Here is a 19,836-nt window from a genome sequence, read left to right on the forward strand (position 1 = left end):
CCCTGAACTACCCTACACAACAATAAAGAGGACATCCGGATGCAGATTATCATTACCGGCGGGGGCGGCTTTTTAGGCCAGAAACTCGCAAGCGCCTTATTAAACTCATCGCTGGCGTTTAACGAACTGCTTCTTGTTGATTTAAAAATGCCTGCACGGTTATCAGATTCCCCTCGTTTACGCTGTCTGGAGGCTGACTTAACCCAGCCGGGCGTGCTGGAGAATGTGATTACCGCTAATACCTCTGTTGTTTATCATCTCGCTGCGATTGTCAGCAGTCATGCGGAAGACGATTTCGATCTGGGATGGAAAGTTAACCTGGATCTTACCCGCCAGTTACTTGAGGCGTGTCGTCGACAACCGCAGAAAATTCGTTTTGTCTTCTCCAGCTCGCTTGCCGTTTATGGCGGTACGCTGCCGGAATGCGTCACCGATACCACCGCGCTCACGCCGCGCTCGTCTTATGGCGCGCAGAAGGCCGCCTGTGAACTGTTGGTCAACGACTATACCCGCAAAGGCTATGTGGATGGGCTGGCGCTGCGTTTGCCGACGATCTGTGTTCGCCCGGGTAAACCAAACCGCGCCGCTTCTTCTTTTGTCAGCGCGATTATTCGTGAACCGTTGCAGGGCGAGACGACCGTCTGCCCGGTGTCGGAAAGTTTGCGGCTGTGGATTTCCAGCCCGGCGACGGTGATCCATAACCTGTCACTGGCCGCAACGTTACCCGCGCCTGGCGAGGCGAGCAGCATCAACTTACCCGGGATCAGCGTAACCGTGGGCGAGATGCTGGAAACGTTGCGTCAGGCGGGCGGCCAGGCGGCGCGCGATCGGGTTACGCATCAGCGCGATGAAGGCGTCGAGAAAATTGTCGCCTCCTGGCCGGGACGTATCGATAACCAGCGTGCGCTGGCGTTAGGTTTTGTCGCCGATAAACGCTTCGATGACATTATTGAACGCTTTCGACAAGATGATATGGAGGGGAGGTCATGACAAGTTTACCGACCCCAATTATCGGCCTGATCGTTGCCGTTTTCGTTCTGGTATGGCTGGTGTTACGCACCCGTGTTCATGCGCTGATCGCGATGCTGGCGGCGGCCTGCATCGCCGGTCTGTTGGGGGGAATGGGCATTGATAAAACGCTCTCTGTCATCACCAGCGGATTCGGTACGACGCTGGGCAGCATTGGCCTGGTGATTGGTCTCGGCGTAATGATGGGGCGCTTGCTGGAGGTTTCCGGCGCGGCGGAGCGTATCGCCTGGAGCTTTATCAAATGGCTGGGGAAACGCCGTGAAGAGTGGGCGCTGGCGATCACGGGTTATATTGTCAGCATCCCCATTTTCGTCGATTCCGCTTTTGTCATTCTTTATCCGGTGGCGAAAGCGCTGGCGAAAAGCGGTAAACGTTCGCTACTGACGCTGGGCGTCGCGCTGGCGGGCGGGCTGGTGGTCACTCACCATACGGTACCTCCGACGCCCGGTCCGCTGGGGGTAGCCGGGATTTTTAACGTCGACATCGGCGCAATGTTATTGACCGGGATGGCGCTGGCGGTGCCCTGTGTGATCGGCATTGTGTTCTATGCGCAGTGGCTGGATAAACGCTACCCTGATTTCGTGCCGCGCACGCTGAACGCCGATGAAGTCAATGCCGCGCTGGAGCAGTACAATAAAGAGAAAGAGCAAAAGGATCTGCCGAGCCTGACGCTCTCTCTGCTGCCTATTGTGGTGCCGATCGTGCTGATCTTCCTGAAGGCTATCTGTTCCACCCTCGCCACTGTAGAAGGATGGTCCGGCCTGGCGACGCATCCGGTGGTACAGGCAATCAACTTTGTGGGAAGTCCAGTGATCGCGTTGGCCATCAGCGTTCTGCTGGCGGTGTATACGCTGGTGCCGCGCATGGATAAACATACCACTGCAGAGCGTCTGGAAGAGGGCTTGCAAAGCGCCGGGATTATCTTACTGGTCACGGGCGCTGGCGGCGCGTTGGGCGCGATCCTGCGCGACAGCGGCGCGGGGCAACAGCTGGCGGAGCAGGTTGCCAACCTGCCGATCTCGCCGATCCTGATCCCGTTTATCGTGGCGACGTTGGTACGCCTGATTCAGGGATCGGGGACGGTGGCGATGATCACTGCCGCCTCGATTTCCGCGCCGATACTGGCGCAGATCCCCGGCATCAATATGTTGCTTGCCGCTCAGGCCGCAACGATGGGGTCGCTGTTCTTCGGCTACTTCAACGATAGCCTGTTCTGGGTGGTTAACCGCATGATGGGCGTCTCTGATGTCAAACAGCAGATGGTGGTTTGGTCTGTTCCGACGACCATTGCCTGGGCGATTGGCGGCACCGGCGTGGCGCTGATTAACCTGCTGTTCGGTTCCGGCGGCAGTTGGCTCGATCCGTTACTGCCGATTGTCGTTCTGGCGGCAATTATGCTGTGGGTGCGTTGGCAGGCGCAGGGGATCAAAGACAAGCTGGTAGTTAAGGATTAAGACGGTATTATCCGTCCGGGAGCGTAATGCTCCCGGACTGGCTACAATGATAGGACGTGCTCCCCGCAATCCCATTGCGAACGTAAAAAATCAATAAATGCGCGTACTTTTGTCGATACATGGCGGGCGTCCGGATAAACGGCATAAATGCCCTGACGGGGAAAATGATAGTCGGGTAACACGTGTATTAACGTTCCATCCTCCAGTGCGGTGTTGACTAACCATTGCGGCAGTAATGCGACGCCGCTTCCCGCGAGAGCGAAGGCCATCAGCGAGCGCGCGCTGTCGACAGAAATTTTGCCGGCTTTGCTTATCTCCAGGCGTGAGTGTTGGCCATGATTATTCGTTACTGTCCACCGTAGCGGCGTAGGTAATCGCTCATGAATAATCCATTCCGCCTGGGCCAACGACTCCAGCGACGACACGGGGTGGCGGGCGAGCCACTGCGGCGCGGCGACCGGCAGAATGGTAAAGCGGGATATCAGCGCGGCGCGATAGCGGGAGTCCGCCAGCGAGCCAAGCCGAATCGCCACATCAAAGCGCTCGGCAATTAAATCGGCATGATGTGATGAGGACATATGCCGAATACGGAGATCGGGATGGCGCTGACTAAACTGCGCCAGTACCGGAATGACCACCTGTTCGCCAAACTCGGGCGTAGTGGTAATACGTAACTCGCCGCCCAGCCCACTATGGCTGGCACGCACTTCATCCTGCAAATTTTTCGCTGCGTTGAGTAAATTCACGCCTTTTTGGTAAAAGAGGACGCCGGCGTCTGTGAGCGTCAGTCGTCGGGTGGAACGTAGCAGTAACGTTACGCCAAGCTCTTTTTCAAGCTGCCGAATATTAAAACTCACTACCGCTTTTGTTTGGCCCGATGCGGCGGCGGCGGCCGTGAAGCTGCCGCTATCTACCACGGCGATAAACAGCGACATACGCTGCAAATTGAGCATGGCGAGCTCCTTTACTGTCAAAATTATTTTGACAGTATATCGTTGAAGCGCGGACTTATCTGGCTTTCTCCGGACGGCTACATTAGCGCCTCTGACGGAGGATGCATAATGACGTATCGCAGTAAAGTGGCAGTGGTTTACCTGCTCGGCTTCTTTCTTGATCTGATTAATCTGTTTATTGCCAGCGTGGCTTTTCCTGCGATGTCCGTGGATCTGCATACGTCCATATCGGCGCTGGCATGGGTGAGTAATGGTTATATCGCAGGATTAACGCTGATCGTTCCGTTTAGCGCGTTTCTTTCGCGTTATCTCGGCGCACGACGGCTGATCATATTTTCGCTCATTCTGTTTAGCGTTGCCGCCGCTGCCGCAGGTTTTGCCGATTCCTTACACAGCCTTGTTTTCTGGCGTATTGTGCAGGGGGCGGGCGGTGGCTTATTGATCCCGGTTGGTCAGGCGTTAACCTGGCAACAGTTTAAACCGCATGAACGCGCTGGCCTGTCATCGGTTGTCATGATGGTGGCGCTACTGGCGCCGGCATGTTCGCCTGCGATTGGCGGGCTGCTGGTGGAAACGTGCGGCTGGCGCTGGATATTCTTTGCCACGCTGCCGGTGGCCGTTCTCACTTTATTGCTCGCTTATTGTTGGCTGAACGCCGCGTCGACGACAATGGCGTCAGCAAGATTGCTCCATCTGCCGCTGTTGACGGACAGGCTGCTGCGTTTTGCCATGATCGTCTATCTGTGTGTGCCGGGTATGTTCATTGGTATCAGCGTGGTCGGGATGTTTTATCTACAGAACGTCGCGCAGCTATCGCCTGCGGCGGCGGGGTCGCTGATGATCCCCTGGTCGATCGCTTCATTTGTCGCCATTATGCTTACCGGACGTTACTTCAATCGGCTTGGGCCGCGTCCGCTGATTATCGTCGGCTGTCTTCTTCAGGCCGCAGGGATACTGCTTTTAACTAACGTTACGCCTGCGACATCGCACCGTGTACTGATGATGATATTCGCCTTAATGGGCGCTGGCGGCAGTTTGTGCAGCAGTACCGCGCAGAGTGGCGCTTTCCTGACTATTGCTCGCCGGGACATGCCTGACGCCAGCGCGCTATGGAATCTTAATCGTCAGATCAGCTTTTTCCTTGGCGCGACGCTGTTGACGCTGCTGTTAAATGCGCTCCAGCGCGTTATGTCGCTTGAGGTTGCTTATCGCTGGACCTTTATTGCCGCCGCCGGTATCACCCTGCTGCCCCTTATTTACGCTGTCTGTCTGAACAATAGAAACGCACTTCTGTGCCTGAAAAAGGAAAGACCATGAATCCATATAAAGAAGAAATTACTCACGCCCATGCGGCGATTGAGAACTGGCTTAGCAAGGGGATGGGTAATCTAGAGGCGTTGATAGCGCGTTTCGCTGTTGATTTTACGATGATAACGCCAGGCGGTGTTTGTCTGGATTATCCGGCGCTGGGCGCTTTTTTCCAGGCGCAGCGCGCGTGTCACCCGGGTCTGGTTATCGTGGTTGAGCACATTGACCTTGTGGCGGAGTGGCCGGAAGGCGCCGCGCTGCGTTATCGCGAGCGACAGCAACTGCCGGGCCAGGCCGAGACGGTACGCTGGTCGACGGTCATTTTAAAAAGGGAAAGAGAACGGATAGTCTGGCGTCATTTACACGAAACGACAGTCACAGCCTGAAAAGCCTGTTCCGGCGCGTGGGCCCGATAACGCGGCGCTATCGGGCCAGACACGTTTACACCAGACTTTTCAGCCGATAGATCCACTCCAGCGCCTGGCGTGGCGTCAGGGAGTCCGGATCGAGATTCTCCAGCGCTTCAACGGCGGGCGATGTCTCCTCCGGGGCGGCAAGCAACGACATTTGCGTGCCGTCCACCTGCGTTGCCGCCGCATTGGGCGAGATGCTTTCCAGCTCGCGGAGTTTTTGGCGCGCGCGTTTGATGACTTCTTTAGGGACGCCCGCAAGCGCCGCGACCGCCAGGCCATAGCTCTTACTTGCCGCGCCGTCCTGCACGCTGTGCATAAACGCGATAGTATCGCCGTGTTCCAGCGCATCCAGGTGGACGTTCGCCACGCCTTCCATTTTCTCCGGTAATTGGGTCAGCTCGAAGTAGTGGGTAGCGAACAGCGTTAACGCTTTAATCTTATTCGCGAGATTCTCCGCGCAGGCCCAGGCCAACGACAGCCCGTCATACGTGGAGGTACCGCGCCCGATTTCATCCATCAATACCAGACTGTTTTCCGTGGCATTATGCAGAATGTTCGCGGTTTCGGTCATCTCCACCATAAAGGTCGAACGCCCGGAAGCCAGGTCGTCCGCTGCGCCGACGCGGGTAAAAATACGGTCGATGGGGCCGATTTCCACGTTTTGCGCCGGAACGTAACTGCCAATATAGGCCAGCAGGGCGATCAATGCCGTTTGTCGCATATAGGTACTTTTACCGCCCATATTGGGGCCGGTAATGATCAACATCCGGCGCTGCGGCGACAGATTGAGCGGGTTAGCGATAAACGGCTCATTCAGTACCTGTTCAACCACCGGGTGGCGACCTTCGGTAATACGGATACCGGGTTTATCGGTAAATGTCGGGCAGGTGTAATTCAGCGTCCAGGCGCGTTCGGCCAGGTTAACCAGCACATCCAGTTCCGCCAGCGCGTTGGCGCTCTGCTGTAAATCGGCCAGATGCGGCAACAGCAGATCAAACAATTCGTCATATAGCTGTTTTTCCAGCGCCAGCGCTTTGCCTTTCGAGGTCAGAACTTTATCTTCGTACTCTTTTAGCTCAGGAATAATGTAGCGTTCGGCATTTTTCAGCGTCTGGCGACGCACATAATTGATGGGCGCCAGATGGCTTTGACCACGGCTAATCTGAATGTAATAACCATGTACCGCGTTATAGCCGACTTTCAGCGTATCCAGCCCGGTACGCTCGCGTTCGCGAATTTCCAGACGATCGAGATAATCGGTGGCGCCATCCGCCAGCGCGCGCCATTCGTCCAGCTCTTCATGGTAGCCGGGCGCAATAACGCCGCCGTCGCGGACCAGTACCGGCGGCGCGTCAATAATGGCGCGTTCCAGGAGGTCGCGCAGTTCGGCGAAATCGCCCATTTTTTTACGCAACGCCTGTACCGGCGCGCTGTCAACGGTTTCAAGCTGAGCGTGCAATTCCGGCAGTTGCTGGAAGGCGTGACGCATTCGGGCGAGATCGCGCGGACGCGCGGTGCGCAGCGCCAGACGCGCAAGGATACGCTCCAAATCGCCGACCTGACGCAGCACCGGTTGCAGTTCGCTGACGGTGTCCTGCAAGGCGCCGATGGTCTGCTGGCGTTCACGCAATATGTCGGTATTTCGTACCGGCATATGCAGCCAGCGTTTAAGCATTCGGCTACCCATTGGCGTCACGGTACAGTCAAGCACCGCGGCGAGGGTATTTTCGACACCACCGGCCAGGTTTTGGGTAATTTCCAGATTGCGGCGGGTCGCGGCATCCATAATGATGCTGTCCTGCTGGCGTTCCATCGTAATGGAACGAATATGCGGCAGGGAGGTGCGCTGGGTATCTTTTACGTACTGTAACAGGCAGCCTGCCGCACATAATCCACGCGAGGCATTTTCGACGCCGAAACCGACCAGATCCCGCGTACCGAACTGCAGATTTAACTGCTGGCGGGCGGTATCAATCTCAAACTCCCACAACGGGCGACGGCGCAGACCCCGGCGTCCCTCTATTAACGCCATTTCAGCAAAATCTTCGGCATACAACAGTTCGGCGGGATTGGTGCGCTGCAGCTCTGCGGCCATCGTTTCACGGTCGGCGGGTTCGCTCAGACGAAAGCGCCCGGAGCTGATATCCAGCGTGGCGTAACCGTAGCCTTTACCATCCTGCCAGATAGCCGCCAGCAGGTTATCCTGACGCTCCTGTAACAGGGCTTCATCGCTGATGGTGCCAGGCGTAACGATACGCACGACCTTACGTTCAACGGGACCTTTGCTGGTGGCCGGATCGCCAATCTGTTCGCAAATAGCGACGGATTCGCCCTGATTGACCAGTTTCGCGAGGTAGTTTTCTACGGCGTGGTGCGGGATACCCGCCATAGGGATAGGTTCGCCAGCCGATGCGCCGCGTTTGGTCAGCGAAATATCGAGCAACTGCGACGCACGCTTTGCGTCGTCATAAAACAGCTCGTAAAAGTCTCCCATACGATAAAAGAGCAGGATCTCCGGATGCTGGGCTTTCAGCTTGAGATACTGCTGCATCATCGGGGTGTGGTTGGAGAAGTCCTTATCAAATGACTCATTCATATTGATTTTACTCGTTTTTTTATTCTTTCAAGTGCTCATGTGGCCCCGGGTAAAACCCTTATAAACTCACATAAACCCATAAATTTGTAGCTCACCTGTAGCCTAAAATGTGACAGGTTACATTCTCATCATTCCTGGACTACAACAGGGGTGATACTTTGAAAACAACTCTCAGCCAGCCTTTCATTATCAACAAGTTAAGTATCAATGTTAAGCCTGCACTCAGTCGCTCTGGAAAAATCGTTTTCGAAGCTAACCCAGCTCAAAAACTCTACATTGTTTTCGATGACCACAGAGAAGCTCCTGCTGGTTTCGGGGTAAAAGCCAGTTTGACGAAAAAAACCTACGTAATCCAGCGAAGAGTAGCCTCGTCAGATCGTAATGTCAGTGAGGGTAGGAAGCCAAGTTCTGTCTTGAAAGTAAAAGTTGGAAATGTGTTCGATTTTCCAAATATTGATGAAACAAGGCAAGTAGCCAGGCAATTAGTTCAGACCATGCTCGCAACAAAGAGAAATCCCAACAAAATTAAGAGGGAAACGGATGCTTCCGAACTCAAAATGAGACTGTAATTAAAATTGTGTAATTGCCTGATTTTGATATGTTCGATTCAACATCAAAAGCTGGTTGCTTTATGGACGAAAAACAGTTGCAGGCTCTGGCTAATGCACTGGCCAAAATCTCAAAATACCTGAAGATCTCAGCCCGTTCGATCGTCTGCTGAAGAAAAACCAGACCCGCATTTCCGGCATAGATAATCAACATGCTATTAAAAAGCGTACGGTGTTTCCGACGGACGAGTCAGTGAAAAAGGTCGTGTGACTGGCAATTCAGGCCGACATCCGAAAATGGACAATGTCGCTAAGGGACTGGCTCATGACAACGAGTCGCTTTATTATCACGCTCGGGTTCGGTAGCCGCCTGGACGTTCACTTCCGAGAAAGGCATTTACACCGAATGGTGTATAGGCTCGTGGTTGGTCTTCGGTGAGAGGCAGGATGTCTCTCATTAATCTCCGGGAGCGTACAATAGTTGCTCCGGCAGCCTGAAGGATGAAGTGTATATAACCTAAAACATAACGGATATAGCTTCCTTACTCAACCTGACGTAATACGCCGACAGTAAAATCAGGGATACCATACCATCATGGAAAGTCGTCAATACACCCGGCATCTTTCGCTTTCGGAGCTGAAATGGTTTGCTATCGGGATCGGTTTTTTTATTCTCAGCATAGCAACAGCCACCGTGAATTATCGGCTTTCCGGTATATCGCTACTGGTGGGCCTGTTGTTTATCATCTGGAAATTCAGCGTCACAGTTCTGTTTCTGTTTACGCCACGCAGGATGACGTTAACCGAAACCGCGTTGCAGGCCGGGCATCGTGCTATCCATTACGATGCGCTTGAATCAATGCGTCTGCTCCACCAATCCGACAAACTCATCTTGCGCCACAGTGGCGGCAAGAAGTACGTCATCTACCTTGATTTCTGGAACGATGGCAACGGAATTTACGACCGACTGGCTGCTGAACTTGTCCGGCGACACGGTTCTGCGCTGGGGGCGCGCCTCGCCGCCGATGGACGTCTTAAATTCGGCAAAGTGACCGCGCTGGCGGATCGGCTTGAACACAAAAACCGGGCGGTACCGTATGCGCAGATCGCCAGTATTCGCACCCAGCGCGAGGAGGGTGCTGGCAGTTCAATGAGCTATCTGATGATTAGCACCGCTACGGGCCGGATCTGCAAAATCGACCGCTCCACTATCGTCAATGAGCCGCTGCTGCTCAACTTTCTTTCCCAGCGTTTACCCGCCTGACGACATTTTTATACAAGGATGAATCAATGGAACTGTACGTATCAAAAACCAGCCAGCAAAACATGCCTGTGGAGTTCAATATCTATTATTCCAGATCTAAAACGTTGGTTGGTATTGTGTTCTGGATTTGTATGATGGGAGTTTTTATTGCGCTGGCGGTGAGTATGGCCACCGATCCCGAGGAGCCCAAAACTGGCGGTGCTGTCTTTATGGGACTTATTTGTTGCGGCAGTCTGTTATTTATTGTGCGCCTGGCTCGCTCATTTTTAAGCGCGGCAAAGCCGGCAGTTACCATCAGTCGTGAAGGTATTCGCTTCTGTAATGGCAAATTCGCGGCCTGGACAAATATCGCCGAAAACACCTGGCATTCACAGAGCATTAACTTCATCCCGGCCGCCGCCGGTATTAAGATTGTGTTGCATGAAGGCAAGCCGATCCATTTCGCCACCACGGTTATTGCGCTTTCTTCCGATAGGTATCTGGAGCTGTGCGATCTTTACTCGTCTCAGGCGATCGAGTAACTACCTGCGTCGGATTACGGCTTCGTTTTTTTGGCCTGCGATCTTAATGCTGAAATGGGCAGAAAAACGCGAAATTTAGACGCTATTACGAATGGGCAATGGTACTTATTGAAGGCTATATCATTGCCCATAATGCAGGAAGGGTTAATATTCTATGATAGAATTCTATGTTTGAATATATATCCTCAGAATACAAAATAAAGTAACGCTATCGTTGCGTATATTATATAATTCTATTTCCAGATTACTTTATTTTAAAAAAAGACAGATTGCCTGAACAGAAAGAACCTGTGTCAATGTAGATTTGATTGGCGAATGTTGTTGTGTAGTCAACAATCATATGGCCGAAGATAAAAGTATCCGCACCGCGTATTGGATGGATATTCCCCTGTAACGAACCAAGCAGACGATCGCGTGACCATAGAACGCCATCAATATCAACTTGCTTTCCATAATCGTAGCTGTCATCTGGATAATCGGCATGGGCAATCACGTACTTCTTTGAGGACGTTTCAACCTCTATGATGTGAGGACGCTGCTTAAAAGTTAGTAATAGGTCAGTGGCTTCTTGCCTGTCTTTTTCGGTGACCGAGTCGTACCAGTAACCACCGTTTACATACCAGAAATTGCCATCCTGTGTTTCAAAAGCGTCAAGCGCCATAGCTTCATGATTACCCACTACAGAAATAAACCATGGGGTATTTAACAGTCTCAGTGTTTCAAGGTTTTCTTTTCCTCGATCAATGTTATCTCCAGTGGAGATCAAGAGATCGGTATCAGGAGAGAAATGTAATTGAGCCAGTCTGGTTAACAATAAGGAGTAACATCCATGAATATCACCAACGACCCAAATGTGGCGATAGAGATCGCTGTTGATGTCAGCATAACGGATTAATTCCATGATGTTCCTATAGCACAATTTTGGAGGCTGGTATTATAACAAAGAAGTAGGGTAATATTAATTTTTATTGTTTAAAATACACCGTTATTAAAATAGCCTACAAGCTAGAAATGAACAGAGAATATATATTTTATGAATCGGTTAATTAAAGTAGACGATGTGCTTGAAAGATGCACGATTTCTCGCGCAACACTTTCCTGATTAATTGCAAAGGCATACTTTCCCGCTCAGCGGCACGACGGATACGCAGGCACTGCCGGGGCTGATTAGCCAGACTCACCGTAAAATCAGGGAAGCCTCGGCTGACTGCGCTTATGACACGCGCTATTGCCATGATGTGTTATTGCGGAAAAAATCAGGCCGCTAATCCCGCCACGAAGCGGTGCGCAATACTGGCCGGACAAGTACCATGAGCGTAACCATGCGGTGGCGAATCAACATCTGAGCGGCAGCAATGAGGTCTGGAAAAAGAAAGTGGGCTATCACCGTCGTTCAGTAGCGGAAACGGTCATGTTCCGTATCAAAACCTTGCTGGGCGGCCATTTGAGCCTGCGGAACTATGACGCGCAGGTGGGTGAAGTGATGGCGATGGTCAAAGCGCTGAACCGGATGACGTTGTTGGCAATGCCGACCAGCGTCAGGCTCGTATAACGAGTGCTCCGGTGGGAGTCCTGTATCCTTATCGTTGGCCGATTCTGAATTATTCAACAAAGCCTCATGTTGTCATAACCTACCAGATGCAGATAAAGCAGCATAAAGCGTTTTAAACGACAGCAATAAGGAAAGGGGTTGATCGTTTAATGGTACTGCGCCAAATCCTTTGTACCAGTCGCAAACCTGTTTATTTTTGGCATCAATAAGCAGGGCTACGCCACCGACCTGCAAAGCCGCCTGTATGCAACGCTTTCCGGCAGATAACAAAAGTTGTGCTCCCAGCCCTTGCCCCTGCATAGATTTGTCTACGGCTAAACGACCCAGACGAAACACTGGCACATCGTATCTCCCTAATCCTTTGCTGATTGCGCCGGGAACCTGTGCATATATCAGTGATGCAGGACTGACTGAGTAAAAGCCGTGGATACGTGTAACATCCGAATTATCAAGCGCAACATAGGTTTTCGTTGTCCCTATCTCATGATTTTGTCGTGCATGGCGTTGCAGGAATTGGTTCAGATCGGCATCCCCACAATCAAAATTCATTCGATTGTGGATTTTCCCTATCGCGGCCTCATGCCAGTCTGTAAACATCATTTCTTCATGTCCGGCAGGGCGAAAGCAGCAGCAAGAAGCTTTTCATTCGGCGCTGGCGGGTTATCTAAAATTTCCATGATCATTTGAGTATCACGCTCCGTCAGATATACCCGTTCGGCGGCATCAACAATCTTCTGTGCGACAGGTAGTACGTTACTGACCACAAAATCCGTCAGGTTGGTTTGCTGGATTGCCGCAGCGCGGACTATCAACTTTTTGGCATCCGTCGATACACGTAACGACAGCCTTTCGTTAGATTCTATAGCTATCTGAGGCATGGTTTTCATCCTCCTGTTTATGAACAATATGTACAATTATAATACATATCTGTACGCTTTCAAGGCGTACAGATGAGGTTGGTATAATCCAGACATGGCAAGAAGGTCGTTCACTGTCTTTAAACAGGGGATTAACTTCGGTTTATCGCGATTGCATTATTTTAATCTCACTGATTACGTATCATCAGGGAGTTTGCTAAATATATTCATGATTCTCTTTTTTACCGTAACTGGTTGATTGATCCTACCCGCGTAGTATGGACACAACCCTAAGCGGCGGACATCTCCTGCTCACGTTCAGAAGAAGAGAGCTGAGTTTGCTGTTTGCTTCGCCAGCTGTAGAGCTGTGATTTATACAGGTTAAGCTCACGGGCGGCAGCGGGCACCCCAATGCGTTCCGCCAGTTTCAGGGCTTCCTGACGAAATTCAGGCGTGTGCTACTTGCGTAGCTTTTTGGTGGTTGATGCTGGTTTTGTCATGTGAGTCACCTCTTGCTTGAGCGTTTACTCACTTAGTTGCGTGTCCACTATTGCTGGGTAAGTTCAAAAGAACGTTATCCGCGAAAAGTGGATGGGGTATCGTAAGAATGCCAACATGTGGGGCAAGAGGGGGATGTCAGTTTATCGCGATATACGAGACGATAGTTTGTCAGTATAAGTTTCGGCTATTTTCCCGAGTCTGGGAGGCAGTTCTTTATCGCAAATAAAAAAAGCAGCAGCGAGGTGCTGCTGTATCAAAAAGCAGATTGATAAATGCAACGTAAGAGACAAATGGCCAACCGTAAAAGTGACCATAGCTATAATAATTATATTGATATTAAGTGGCAATGCAAAATATGGTCTTAATTATATCATGATGAGTTCAGCCAGCGGTGATATGGCCTTATAAGGCTTGCAGTCTTTCATGGGCAGCAAGTAACGTCTGATATATGCTTAAATTCTTACTTCCGGGTTCAAGTAAAACTTTTTTAAATTCGGTCATGAGCTGCTCTTCATCTTCTTTCGAACGCATGTATTGTGGATGTTCCTGGAAGAAGGTGAGCGCCTGCTCTTTGGTTTGTTTATATTTTTCGCAAAAAATGCTTGAGCTGATTGCGCTATTTTTTGATGCGGAATTATCAGCGTTCTGGTTTGATAATGATTTATTCTTCGCAAGGTCTGACGGCACATACGGAAGAGACTGACACTCATCAATACTATTTGCGTTGGCCAGTTGCTCTTTCTGAGCGCCAGGTTGCTGTACCGGTTTGCTCACGGAGGAAGGGAGGGGCACCTGGGCACAGCCGATCAGTAAAAAGACAGGAAGACAGCTATAAAATTTTTTCATATTAACTCCAACTACAGAAGAATGAGGCGCAATGTTTTTACACAACCGTCAGAATGTTATCTGACAATAGTGATAAGGGGCGAATGCGTTTCAGGAATGCTAGCAAAAAAAACTCCTGATATAAATAATTAATTCTCCATCCAGATGACAATATCTGAATTTTTGCTGCTGCAGAACAATAAGCCAGAATTTATATACTATGAGCTGATTTTCTATTTTAAATCAGCGGGTGCTGTGCAAGTTGGCTAATTTAATTAGCGGGTGGCATCAGTTTCATAATGATTGCATCAGGATTTTGCCACCCGCTCCCGGTATTGTTTACATATTAAAATGATTTTTAACTGGTGCTGACAACTATGCTAAATACGCAGGAAGTACTTAAAGAAGGAGAGAAGCGGAAAATCCGCAGCCCGGAAGCATGGTTTATACAGACGTGTTCCGCGCAAAAGCTGCATATGTCATTTTCTGAAAGCCGACACAATGAAAACTGCCTGATTCAGGAAGGCGCGCTGCTTTTTTGCGAGCAGGCCGTTGTCGCACCAGTATCAGGAGACGTGGTTTTTCGACCGTTAAAAATTGAAGTACTCAGCAAATTACTGGCATTTATCGATGGCGCAGGATTAGTGGACACGACATATGCTGAATCCGATAAATGGGTTTTGCTGAGTCCTGAGTTTCGCGCTATTTGGCAAGATCGTAAACGCTGCGAGTACTGGTTTTTGCAGCAAATTATTACGCCTTCTCCGGCCTTCAATAAGGTACTGGCGCTGTTACGAAAAAGCGAGAGTTACTGGTTGGTTGGCTATTTACTCGCTCAGTCAACCAGCGGCAACACGATGAGAATGCTGGGAGAAGACTATGGCGTTTCTTATACCCATTTTCGTCGTTTGTGCAGCAGAGCGTTGGGCGGAAAAGCGAAGAGTGAATTACGAAACTGGCGTATGGCGCAATCGCTGCTGAATAGTGTAGAAGGCCACGAGAACATCACCCAATTAGCCGTTAATCATGGTTACTCATCGCCTTCACATTTTTCTAGTGAGATCAAAGAGCTGATCGGCGTTTCGCCGCGGAAATTATCAAATATTATTCAATTGGCAGACAAATGAAGACACATATTCTTTTGGCCAGAGTGCTGGCATGTGCCGCGCTTGTTCTGGTTGCACCTGGTTATTCTAGTGAAAAAATACCTGTAACGGGAAGTGGGTTTGTTGCGAAAGACGATAGCCTGCGGACATTTTTCGATGCCATGGCGCTACAGCTAAAGGAGCCTGTCATTGTTAGCAAAATGGCGGCACGAAAAAAAATTACGGGCAACTTTGAGTTTCACGATCCTAACGCATTACTGGAGAAGCTTTCCCTACAACTGGGGCTGATTTGGTATTTCGATGGGCAGGCTATCTATATTTATGACGCCAGTGAAATGCGCAATGCCGTGGTTTCTTTACGCAACGTCTCACTCAATGAGTTCAACAATTTTCTAAAACGCTCAGGTTTATATAACAAAAATTACCCGCTACGTGGCGATAACCGTAAAGGAACATTCTATGTTTCAGGGCCACCCGTCTATGTTGATATGGTGGTCAACGCCGCCACCATGATGGACAAGCAAAACGATGGTATTGAGCTGGGACGCCAGAAAATAGGGGTGATGCGTCTGAACAATACCTTCGTGGGCGATCGTACCTACAATCTGCGCGATCAGAAAATGGTTATTCCCGGTATTGCTACGGCCATTGAAAGGTTATTGCAGGGAGAAGAGCAACCCTTAGGTAATATTGTCAGTAGCGAACCCCCGGCGATGCCAGCATTTTCAGCGAATGGAGAAAAAGGTAAAGCAGCAAATTATGCCGGTGGCATGAGTCTGCAGGAAGCTTTAAAGCAAAATGCCGCGGCGGGCAATATTAAAATCGTGGCCTATCCGGATACCAACAGTTTGTTAGTAAAGGGAACGGCTGAGCAGGTGCATTTTATCGAAATGCTGGTTAAAGCGCTGGATGTCGCCAAACGTCACGTAGAATTATCCCTGTGGATTGTCGATCTTAATAAAAGCGATCTGGAGCGTTTGGGCACTTCATGGAGCGGCAGCATAACTATTGGGGACAAACTTGGCGTGTCATTAAACCAGTCTTCAATAAGTACCCTCGATGGCAGTCGATTCATCGCCGCGGTCAATGCGTTAGAAGAGAAGAAACAGGCGACGGTGGTTTCGCGCCCGGTATTACTGACTCAGGAAAATGTTCCCGCTATTTTTGATAACAACAGAACGTTTTACACCAAGCTGATTGGGGAACGTAATGTGGCGCTTGAGCATGTAACATACGGAACAATGATCCGAGTGCTGCCCCGTTTTTCCGCAGATGGTCAGATAGAAATGTCGCTGGACATTGAAGATGGCAACGATAAGACGCCGCAATCCGATACTACCACCTCCGTAGATGCGTTACCCGAAGTCGGGCGAACGTTAATTAGCACTATTGCGAGAGTGCCGCACGGAAAAAGTTTGCTGGTCGGTGGTTATACACGGGATGCAAATACCGATACTGTCCAAAGTATTCCGTTTTTAGGCAAATTACCGCTTATTGGTAGCCTGTTCCGTTATTCCAGTAAGAATAAAAGTAATGTTGTTCGTGTGTTCATGATTGAACCAAAAGAAATTGTCGACCCGTTAACGCCGGATGCCAGCGAATCGGTAAACAATATTCTGAAACAAAGCGGTGCCTGGAGTGGGGACGATAAGTTACAGAAATGGGTTCGTGTTTATCTGGATAGAGGTCAGGAGGCAATTAAATGATTCCTGGCTCAACCTCCGGTATTTCATTTTCCAGAATATTGTCCCGGCAGACATCTCATCAGGATGCGACCCAGCATACTGATGCGCAACAGGCGGAAATACAACAGGCCGCGGAGGATTCGTCTCCAGGGGCGGAAGTACAAAAATTTGTCCAGTCGACGGACGAAATGTCAGCGGCGCTGGCGCAATTTCGTAACCGTCGCGATTATGAAAAAAAATCCAGTAATTTATCTAACAGTTTTGAACGCGTGCTGGAGGATGAGGCTTTACCGAAGGCGAAGCAAATATTAAAGCTAATTAGCGTACATGGCGGCGCGTTAGAAGATTTTTTACGTCAGGCGCGTAGCTTATTTCCTGACCCCAGTGATTTAGTCCTTGTGTTACGTGAATTGCTTCGTCGTAAAGATCTGGAAGAGATCGTGCGGAAAAAGCTGGAGTCGTTACTTAAGCACGTTGAAGAGCAAACCGATCCGAAGACCCTCAAGGCAGGGATTAATTGTGCGTTGAAGGCCCGGCTTTTTGGGAAAACATTATCGTTAAAACCAGGCTTATTGCGCGCCAGCTATCGGCAATTTATCCAGAGTGAATCACATGAAGTGGAGATTTACTCTGACTGGATAGCCAGTTATGGCTATCAACGTCGACTGGTGGTACTGGATTTTATCGAGGGTTCGCTATTAACCGATATTGACGCGAATGACGCCAGCTGTTCGCGTCTGGAGTTTGGCCAGCTTTTACGACGCCTGACGCAACTCAAAATGTTGCGCTCCGCTGACCTACTGTTTGTGAGTACATTGTTGTCGTATTCGTTTACCAAAGCGTTTAATGCGGAGGAGTCGTCGTGGCTACTACTGATGCTTTCGCTATTGCAACAGCCACATGAAGTGGATTCGCTGTTAGCCGATATTATAGGTTTGAATGCGTTATTGCTTAGTCATAAGGAACATGCATCCTTTTTGCAGATATTTTATCAAGTATGTAAAGCCATACCCTCTTCACTCTTTTATGAAGAATATTGGCAGGAAGAATTGTTAATGGCGTTACGTAGTATGACCGATATTGCCTACAAGCATGAAATGGCAGAACAGCGTCGTACTATTGAAAAGCTGTCTTAATTTAATATTAACAGGATACCTATAGTGCTGCTTTCTCTACTTAACAGTGCTCGTTTACGACCTGAATTACTGATTCTGGTGCTAATGGTGATGATCATTTCTATGTTCGTCATTCCATTACCTACCTATCTGGTTGATTTCCTGATCGCACTGAATATCGTACTGGCGATATTGGTGTTTATGGGGTCGTTCTACATTGACAGAATCCTCAGTTTTTCAACGTTTCCTGCGGTACTGTTAATTACCACGCTCTTTCGTCTGGCATTATCAATCAGTACCAGCCGTCTTATCTTGATTGAAGCCGATGCCGGTGAAATTATCGCCACGTTCGGGCAATTCGTTATTGGCGATAGCCTGGCGGTGGGTTTTGTTGTCTTCTCTATTGTCACCGTGGTCCAGTTTATCGTTATTACCAAAGGTTCAGAACGCGTCGCGGAAGTCGCGGCCCGATTTTCTCTGGATGGTATGCCCGGTAAACAGATGAGTATTGATGCCGATTTGAAGGCCGGTATTATTGATGCGGATGCCGCGCGCGAACGGCGAAGCGTACTGGAAAGGGAAAGCCAGCTTTACGGTTCCTTTGACGGTGCGATGAAGTTTATCAAAGGTGACGCTATTGCCGGCATCATTATCATCTTTGTGAACTTTATTGGCGGTATTTCGGTGGGGATGACCCGCCATGGTATGGATTTGTCCTCCGCTCTGTCTACTTATACCATGCTGACCATTGGTGATGGTCTTGTCGCCCAGATCCCCGCATTGTTGATTGCGATTAGTGCCGGTTTTATCGTGACTCGCGTAAATGGCGATAGCGATAATATGGGGCGGAATATCATGACGCAGCTGTTGAACAACCCATTTGTATTGGTTGTTACGGCTATTTTGACCATTTCAATGGGAACTCTGCCGGGATTCCCGCTGCCGGTTTTTGTTATTTTATCGGTGGTTTTAAGCGTACTCTTCTATTTTAAATTCCGTGAAGCAAAACGTAGCGCCGCCAAACCTAAAACCAGCAAAGGCGAGCAGCCGCTCAGTATTGAGGAAAAAGAAGGGTCGTCGTTAGGACTGATTGGCGATCTCGATAAAGTCTCTACAGAGACTGTACCGTTGATATTACTTGTGCCGAAGAGCCGGCGTGAAGATCTGGAAAAAGCTCAACTTGCGGAGCGTCTACGTAGTCAGTTCTTTATTGATTATGGCGTGCGCCTGCCGGAAGTATTGTTACGCGATGGCGAGGGCCTGGACGATAACAGCATCGTATTGTTGATTAATGAGATCCGTGTTGAACAATTTACGGTCTATTTTGATTTGATGCGAGTGGTAAATTATTCCGATGAAGTCGTGTCCTTTGGTATTAATCCAACAATCCATCAGCAAGGTAGCAGTCAGTATTTCTGGGTAACGCATGAAGAGGGGGAGAAACTCCGGGAGCTTGGCTATGTGTTGCGGAACGCGCTTGATGAGCTTTACCACTGTCTGGCGGTGACGCTGGCGCGCAACGTCAATGAATATTTCGGTATTCAGGAAACAAAACATATGCTCGACCAACTGGAAGCGAAATTTCCTGATTTACTTAAAGAAGTGCTCAGACATGCCACGGTACAACGTATATCTGAAGTTTTGCAGCGTTTGTTAAGCGAACGTGTTTCCGTGCGTAATATGAAATTAATTATGGAAGCGCTCGCATTGTGGGCGCCAAGAGAAAAAGATGTCATTAACCTTGTGGAGCATATTCGTGGAGCAATGGCGCGTTATATTTGTCATAAATTCGCCAATGGCGGCGAATTACGAGCAGTAATGGTATCTGCTGAAGTTGAGGATGTTATTCGCAAAGGGATCCGTCAGACCTCTGGCAGTACCTTCCTCAGCCTTGACCCGGAAGCCTCCGCTAATTTGATGGATCTCATTACACTTAAGTTGGATGATTTATTGATTGCACATAAAGATCTTGTCCTCCTTACGTCTGTCGATGTCCGTCGATTTATTAAGAAAATGATTGAAGGTCGTTTTCCGGATCTGGAGGTTTTATCTTTCGGTGAGATAGCAGATAGCAAGTCAGTGAATGTTATAAAAACAATATAAGGGCTT

At 49.7% G+C, this 19,836-nt stretch carries 16 protein-coding genes and 4 pseudogenes; 13 read left to right on the plus strand and 7 right to left on the minus strand.

What is annotated here, in order from left to right; translation table 11 throughout:
- Positions 1-39: 39 nt before the first annotated feature.
- Together denD and NA986_RS08930 are read left to right on the plus strand one after the other, a co-directional pair.
- Positions 40-990 carry a D-erythronate dehydrogenase gene (gene denD, locus NA986_RS08925; protein WP_001165731.1) on the plus strand — a complete coding sequence of 317 codons (951 nt, stop codon included), beginning with the start codon at positions 40-42 and terminating at the stop codon, positions 988-990.
- Entirely contained in the window at positions 987-2,483 is a 1,497-nt protein-coding gene (locus NA986_RS08930) for a GntP family permease (RefSeq protein WP_000202725.1), read from the plus strand. Before denD ends, NA986_RS08930 begins: the two co-directional genes overlap by 4 nt.
- Positions 2,484-2,524: 41 nt before the next feature.
- On the opposite strand, the gene NA986_RS08935 is transcribed toward NA986_RS08930, so the two are convergent.
- A complete protein-coding gene (locus NA986_RS08935; protein WP_077957179.1) occupies positions 2,525-3,457 on the minus strand; it encodes a LysR family transcriptional regulator in 933 nt (310 codons plus the stop codon).
- Between the two features lie 87 nt (positions 3,458-3,544).
- Here NA986_RS08935 and NA986_RS08940 point away from each other — a divergent pair, with 87 nt between their 5' ends.
- Positions 3,545-4,753: an MFS transporter gene (locus NA986_RS08940; protein ID WP_023216101.1), complete on the plus strand. Its 1,209-nt coding sequence runs from the start codon at positions 3,545-3,547 to the stop codon at positions 4,751-4,753.
- Positions 4,750-5,130, plus strand: coding sequence for a DUF4440 domain-containing protein (locus tag NA986_RS08945; protein ID WP_023216102.1), 381 nt, complete (start codon positions 4,750-4,752; stop codon positions 5,128-5,130). Before NA986_RS08940 ends, NA986_RS08945 begins: the two co-directional genes overlap by 4 nt.
- Before the next feature lie 55 nt (positions 5,131-5,185).
- Here NA986_RS08945 and mutS read toward each other — a convergent pair whose 3' ends face one another.
- A complete protein-coding gene (gene mutS / locus NA986_RS08950) occupies positions 5,186-7,753 on the minus strand; it encodes a DNA mismatch repair protein MutS (protein ID WP_001005807.1) in 2,568 nt (855 codons plus the stop codon).
- A gap of 158 nt (positions 7,754-7,911) precedes the next feature.
- Here mutS and NA986_RS08955 point away from each other — a divergent pair.
- The 4 genes and pseudogenes from NA986_RS08955 to NA986_RS08970 form a co-directional block, all read left to right on the plus strand.
- Positions 7,912-8,310, plus strand: a pseudogene (locus NA986_RS08955) (cytoplasmic protein); the annotation flags it as partial.
- A gap of 199 nt (positions 8,311-8,509) precedes the next feature.
- Positions 8,510-8,740: pseudogene (locus tag NA986_RS08960) on the plus strand (hypothetical protein); the annotation flags it as partial.
- A gap of 156 nt (positions 8,741-8,896) precedes the next feature.
- Positions 8,897-9,565 (plus strand): hypothetical protein, encoded by a 669-nt coding sequence (locus tag NA986_RS08965; RefSeq protein ID WP_023216104.1) that lies wholly within the window; start codon positions 8,897-8,899, stop codon positions 9,563-9,565.
- Between the two features lie 26 nt (positions 9,566-9,591).
- Entirely contained in the window at positions 9,592-10,086 is a 495-nt protein-coding gene (locus NA986_RS08970; RefSeq protein ID WP_000424946.1) for a hypothetical protein, read from the plus strand.
- 244 nt (positions 10,087-10,330) lie between these two features.
- On the opposite strand, the gene pphB is transcribed toward NA986_RS08970, so the two are convergent.
- Positions 10,331-10,987, minus strand: coding sequence for a protein-serine/threonine phosphatase (gene pphB / locus NA986_RS08975; protein WP_017441135.1), 657 nt, complete (start codon positions 10,985-10,987; stop codon positions 10,331-10,333).
- Between the two features lie 226 nt (positions 10,988-11,213).
- Here pphB and NA986_RS08980 point away from each other — a divergent pair.
- Positions 11,214-11,638 (plus strand): annotated as a pseudogene (locus NA986_RS08980) (transposase); the annotation flags it as partial.
- 72 nt (positions 11,639-11,710) lie between these two features.
- Here NA986_RS08980 and NA986_RS08985 read toward each other — a convergent pair.
- From NA986_RS08985 to invH, 4 genes and pseudogenes are all read right to left on the minus strand, one after another.
- Complete coding sequence (locus NA986_RS08985) at positions 11,711-12,238, minus strand: GNAT family N-acetyltransferase (protein WP_023216105.1); 528 nt, start codon at positions 12,236-12,238, stop codon at positions 11,711-11,713.
- Positions 12,235-12,525 carry a DUF1778 domain-containing protein gene (locus NA986_RS08990; RefSeq protein WP_000855694.1) on the minus strand — a complete coding sequence of 97 codons (291 nt, stop codon included), beginning with the start codon at positions 12,523-12,525 and terminating at the stop codon, positions 12,235-12,237. Before NA986_RS08990 ends, NA986_RS08985 begins: the two co-directional genes overlap by 4 nt.
- Before the next feature lie 269 nt (positions 12,526-12,794).
- Positions 12,795-12,995, minus strand: a pseudogene (locus NA986_RS08995) (transposase); the annotation flags it as partial.
- Positions 12,996-13,398: 403 nt separating this feature from the next.
- Complete coding sequence (gene invH / locus NA986_RS09000) at positions 13,399-13,842, minus strand: SPI-1 type III secretion system invasion lipoprotein InvH (protein ID WP_000715096.1); 444 nt, start codon at positions 13,840-13,842, stop codon at positions 13,399-13,401.
- 455 nt (positions 13,843-14,297) lie between these two features.
- Here invH and invF point away from each other — a divergent pair, with 455 nt between their 5' ends.
- The 4 genes from invF to invA are packed head-to-tail and all read left to right on the plus strand — an operon-like array spanning position 14,298 to position 19,830.
- Positions 14,298-14,948: a type III secretion system transcriptional activator InvF gene (gene invF, locus NA986_RS09005; protein ID WP_023166786.1), complete on the plus strand. Its 651-nt coding sequence runs from the start codon at positions 14,298-14,300 to the stop codon at positions 14,946-14,948.
- Positions 14,945-16,633 carry a type III secretion system outer membrane ring protein InvG gene (invG, locus tag NA986_RS09010; protein WP_000848101.1) on the plus strand — a complete coding sequence of 563 codons (1,689 nt, stop codon included), beginning with the start codon at positions 14,945-14,947 and terminating at the stop codon, positions 16,631-16,633. The genes invF and invG overlap by 4 nt, the downstream gene beginning before the upstream one ends.
- Positions 16,630-17,748, plus strand: coding sequence for a type III secretion system gatekeeper InvE (gene invE / locus NA986_RS09015; RefSeq protein WP_000612171.1), 1,119 nt, complete (start codon positions 16,630-16,632; stop codon positions 17,746-17,748). The genes invG and invE overlap by 4 nt, the downstream gene beginning before the upstream one ends.
- A 24-nt stretch (positions 17,749-17,772) precedes the next feature.
- Entirely contained in the window at positions 17,773-19,830 is a 2,058-nt protein-coding gene (invA, locus tag NA986_RS09020) for a type III secretion system export apparatus protein InvA (protein ID WP_000927219.1), read from the plus strand.
- Positions 19,831-19,836 lie beyond the last annotated feature (6 nt).

It is taken from the genome of Salmonella sp. NW177, assembly GCF_051811585.1.
Lineage (GTDB): Bacteria > Pseudomonadota > Gammaproteobacteria > Enterobacterales > Enterobacteriaceae > Salmonella > Salmonella enterica.

What these genes read in the sequence shown, in the direction of transcription:
- denD (WP_001165731.1), top strand. Translation starts at nt 40, where the DNA reads ATGCAGATTATCATTACCGGCGGGGGCGGCTTTTTAGGCCAGAAACTC.
- NA986_RS08930 (WP_000202725.1), top strand. Translation starts at nt 987, where the DNA reads ATGACAAGTTTACCGACCCCAATTATCGGCCTGATCGTTGCCGTTTTC.
- NA986_RS08940 (WP_023216101.1), top strand. Translation starts at nt 3,545, where the DNA reads ATGACGTATCGCAGTAAAGTGGCAGTGGTTTACCTGCTCGGCTTCTTT.
- NA986_RS08945 (WP_023216102.1), top strand. Translation starts at nt 4,750, where the DNA reads ATGAATCCATATAAAGAAGAAATTACTCACGCCCATGCGGCGATTGAG.
- mutS (WP_001005807.1), bottom strand. Translation starts at nt 7,753, where the DNA reads ATGAATGAGTCATTTGATAAGGACTTCTCCAACCACACCCCGATGATG.
- NA986_RS08965 (WP_023216104.1), top strand. Translation starts at nt 8,897, where the DNA reads ATGGAAAGTCGTCAATACACCCGGCATCTTTCGCTTTCGGAGCTGAAA.
- NA986_RS08970 (WP_000424946.1), top strand. Translation starts at nt 9,592, where the DNA reads ATGGAACTGTACGTATCAAAAACCAGCCAGCAAAACATGCCTGTGGAG.
- pphB (WP_017441135.1), bottom strand. Translation starts at nt 10,987, where the DNA reads ATGGAATTAATCCGTTATGCTGACATCAACAGCGATCTCTATCGCCAC.
- NA986_RS08985 (WP_023216105.1), bottom strand. Translation starts at nt 12,238, where the DNA reads ATGATGTTTACAGACTGGCATGAGGCCGCGATAGGGAAAATCCACAAT.
- NA986_RS08990 (WP_000855694.1), bottom strand. Translation starts at nt 12,525, where the DNA reads ATGAAAACCATGCCTCAGATAGCTATAGAATCTAACGAAAGGCTGTCG.
- invH (WP_000715096.1), bottom strand. Translation starts at nt 13,842, where the DNA reads ATGAAAAAATTTTATAGCTGTCTTCCTGTCTTTTTACTGATCGGCTGT.
- invF (WP_023166786.1), top strand. Translation starts at nt 14,298, where the DNA reads ATGTCATTTTCTGAAAGCCGACACAATGAAAACTGCCTGATTCAGGAA.
- invG (WP_000848101.1), top strand. Translation starts at nt 14,945, where the DNA reads ATGAAGACACATATTCTTTTGGCCAGAGTGCTGGCATGTGCCGCGCTT.
- invE (WP_000612171.1), top strand. Translation starts at nt 16,630, where the DNA reads ATGATTCCTGGCTCAACCTCCGGTATTTCATTTTCCAGAATATTGTCC.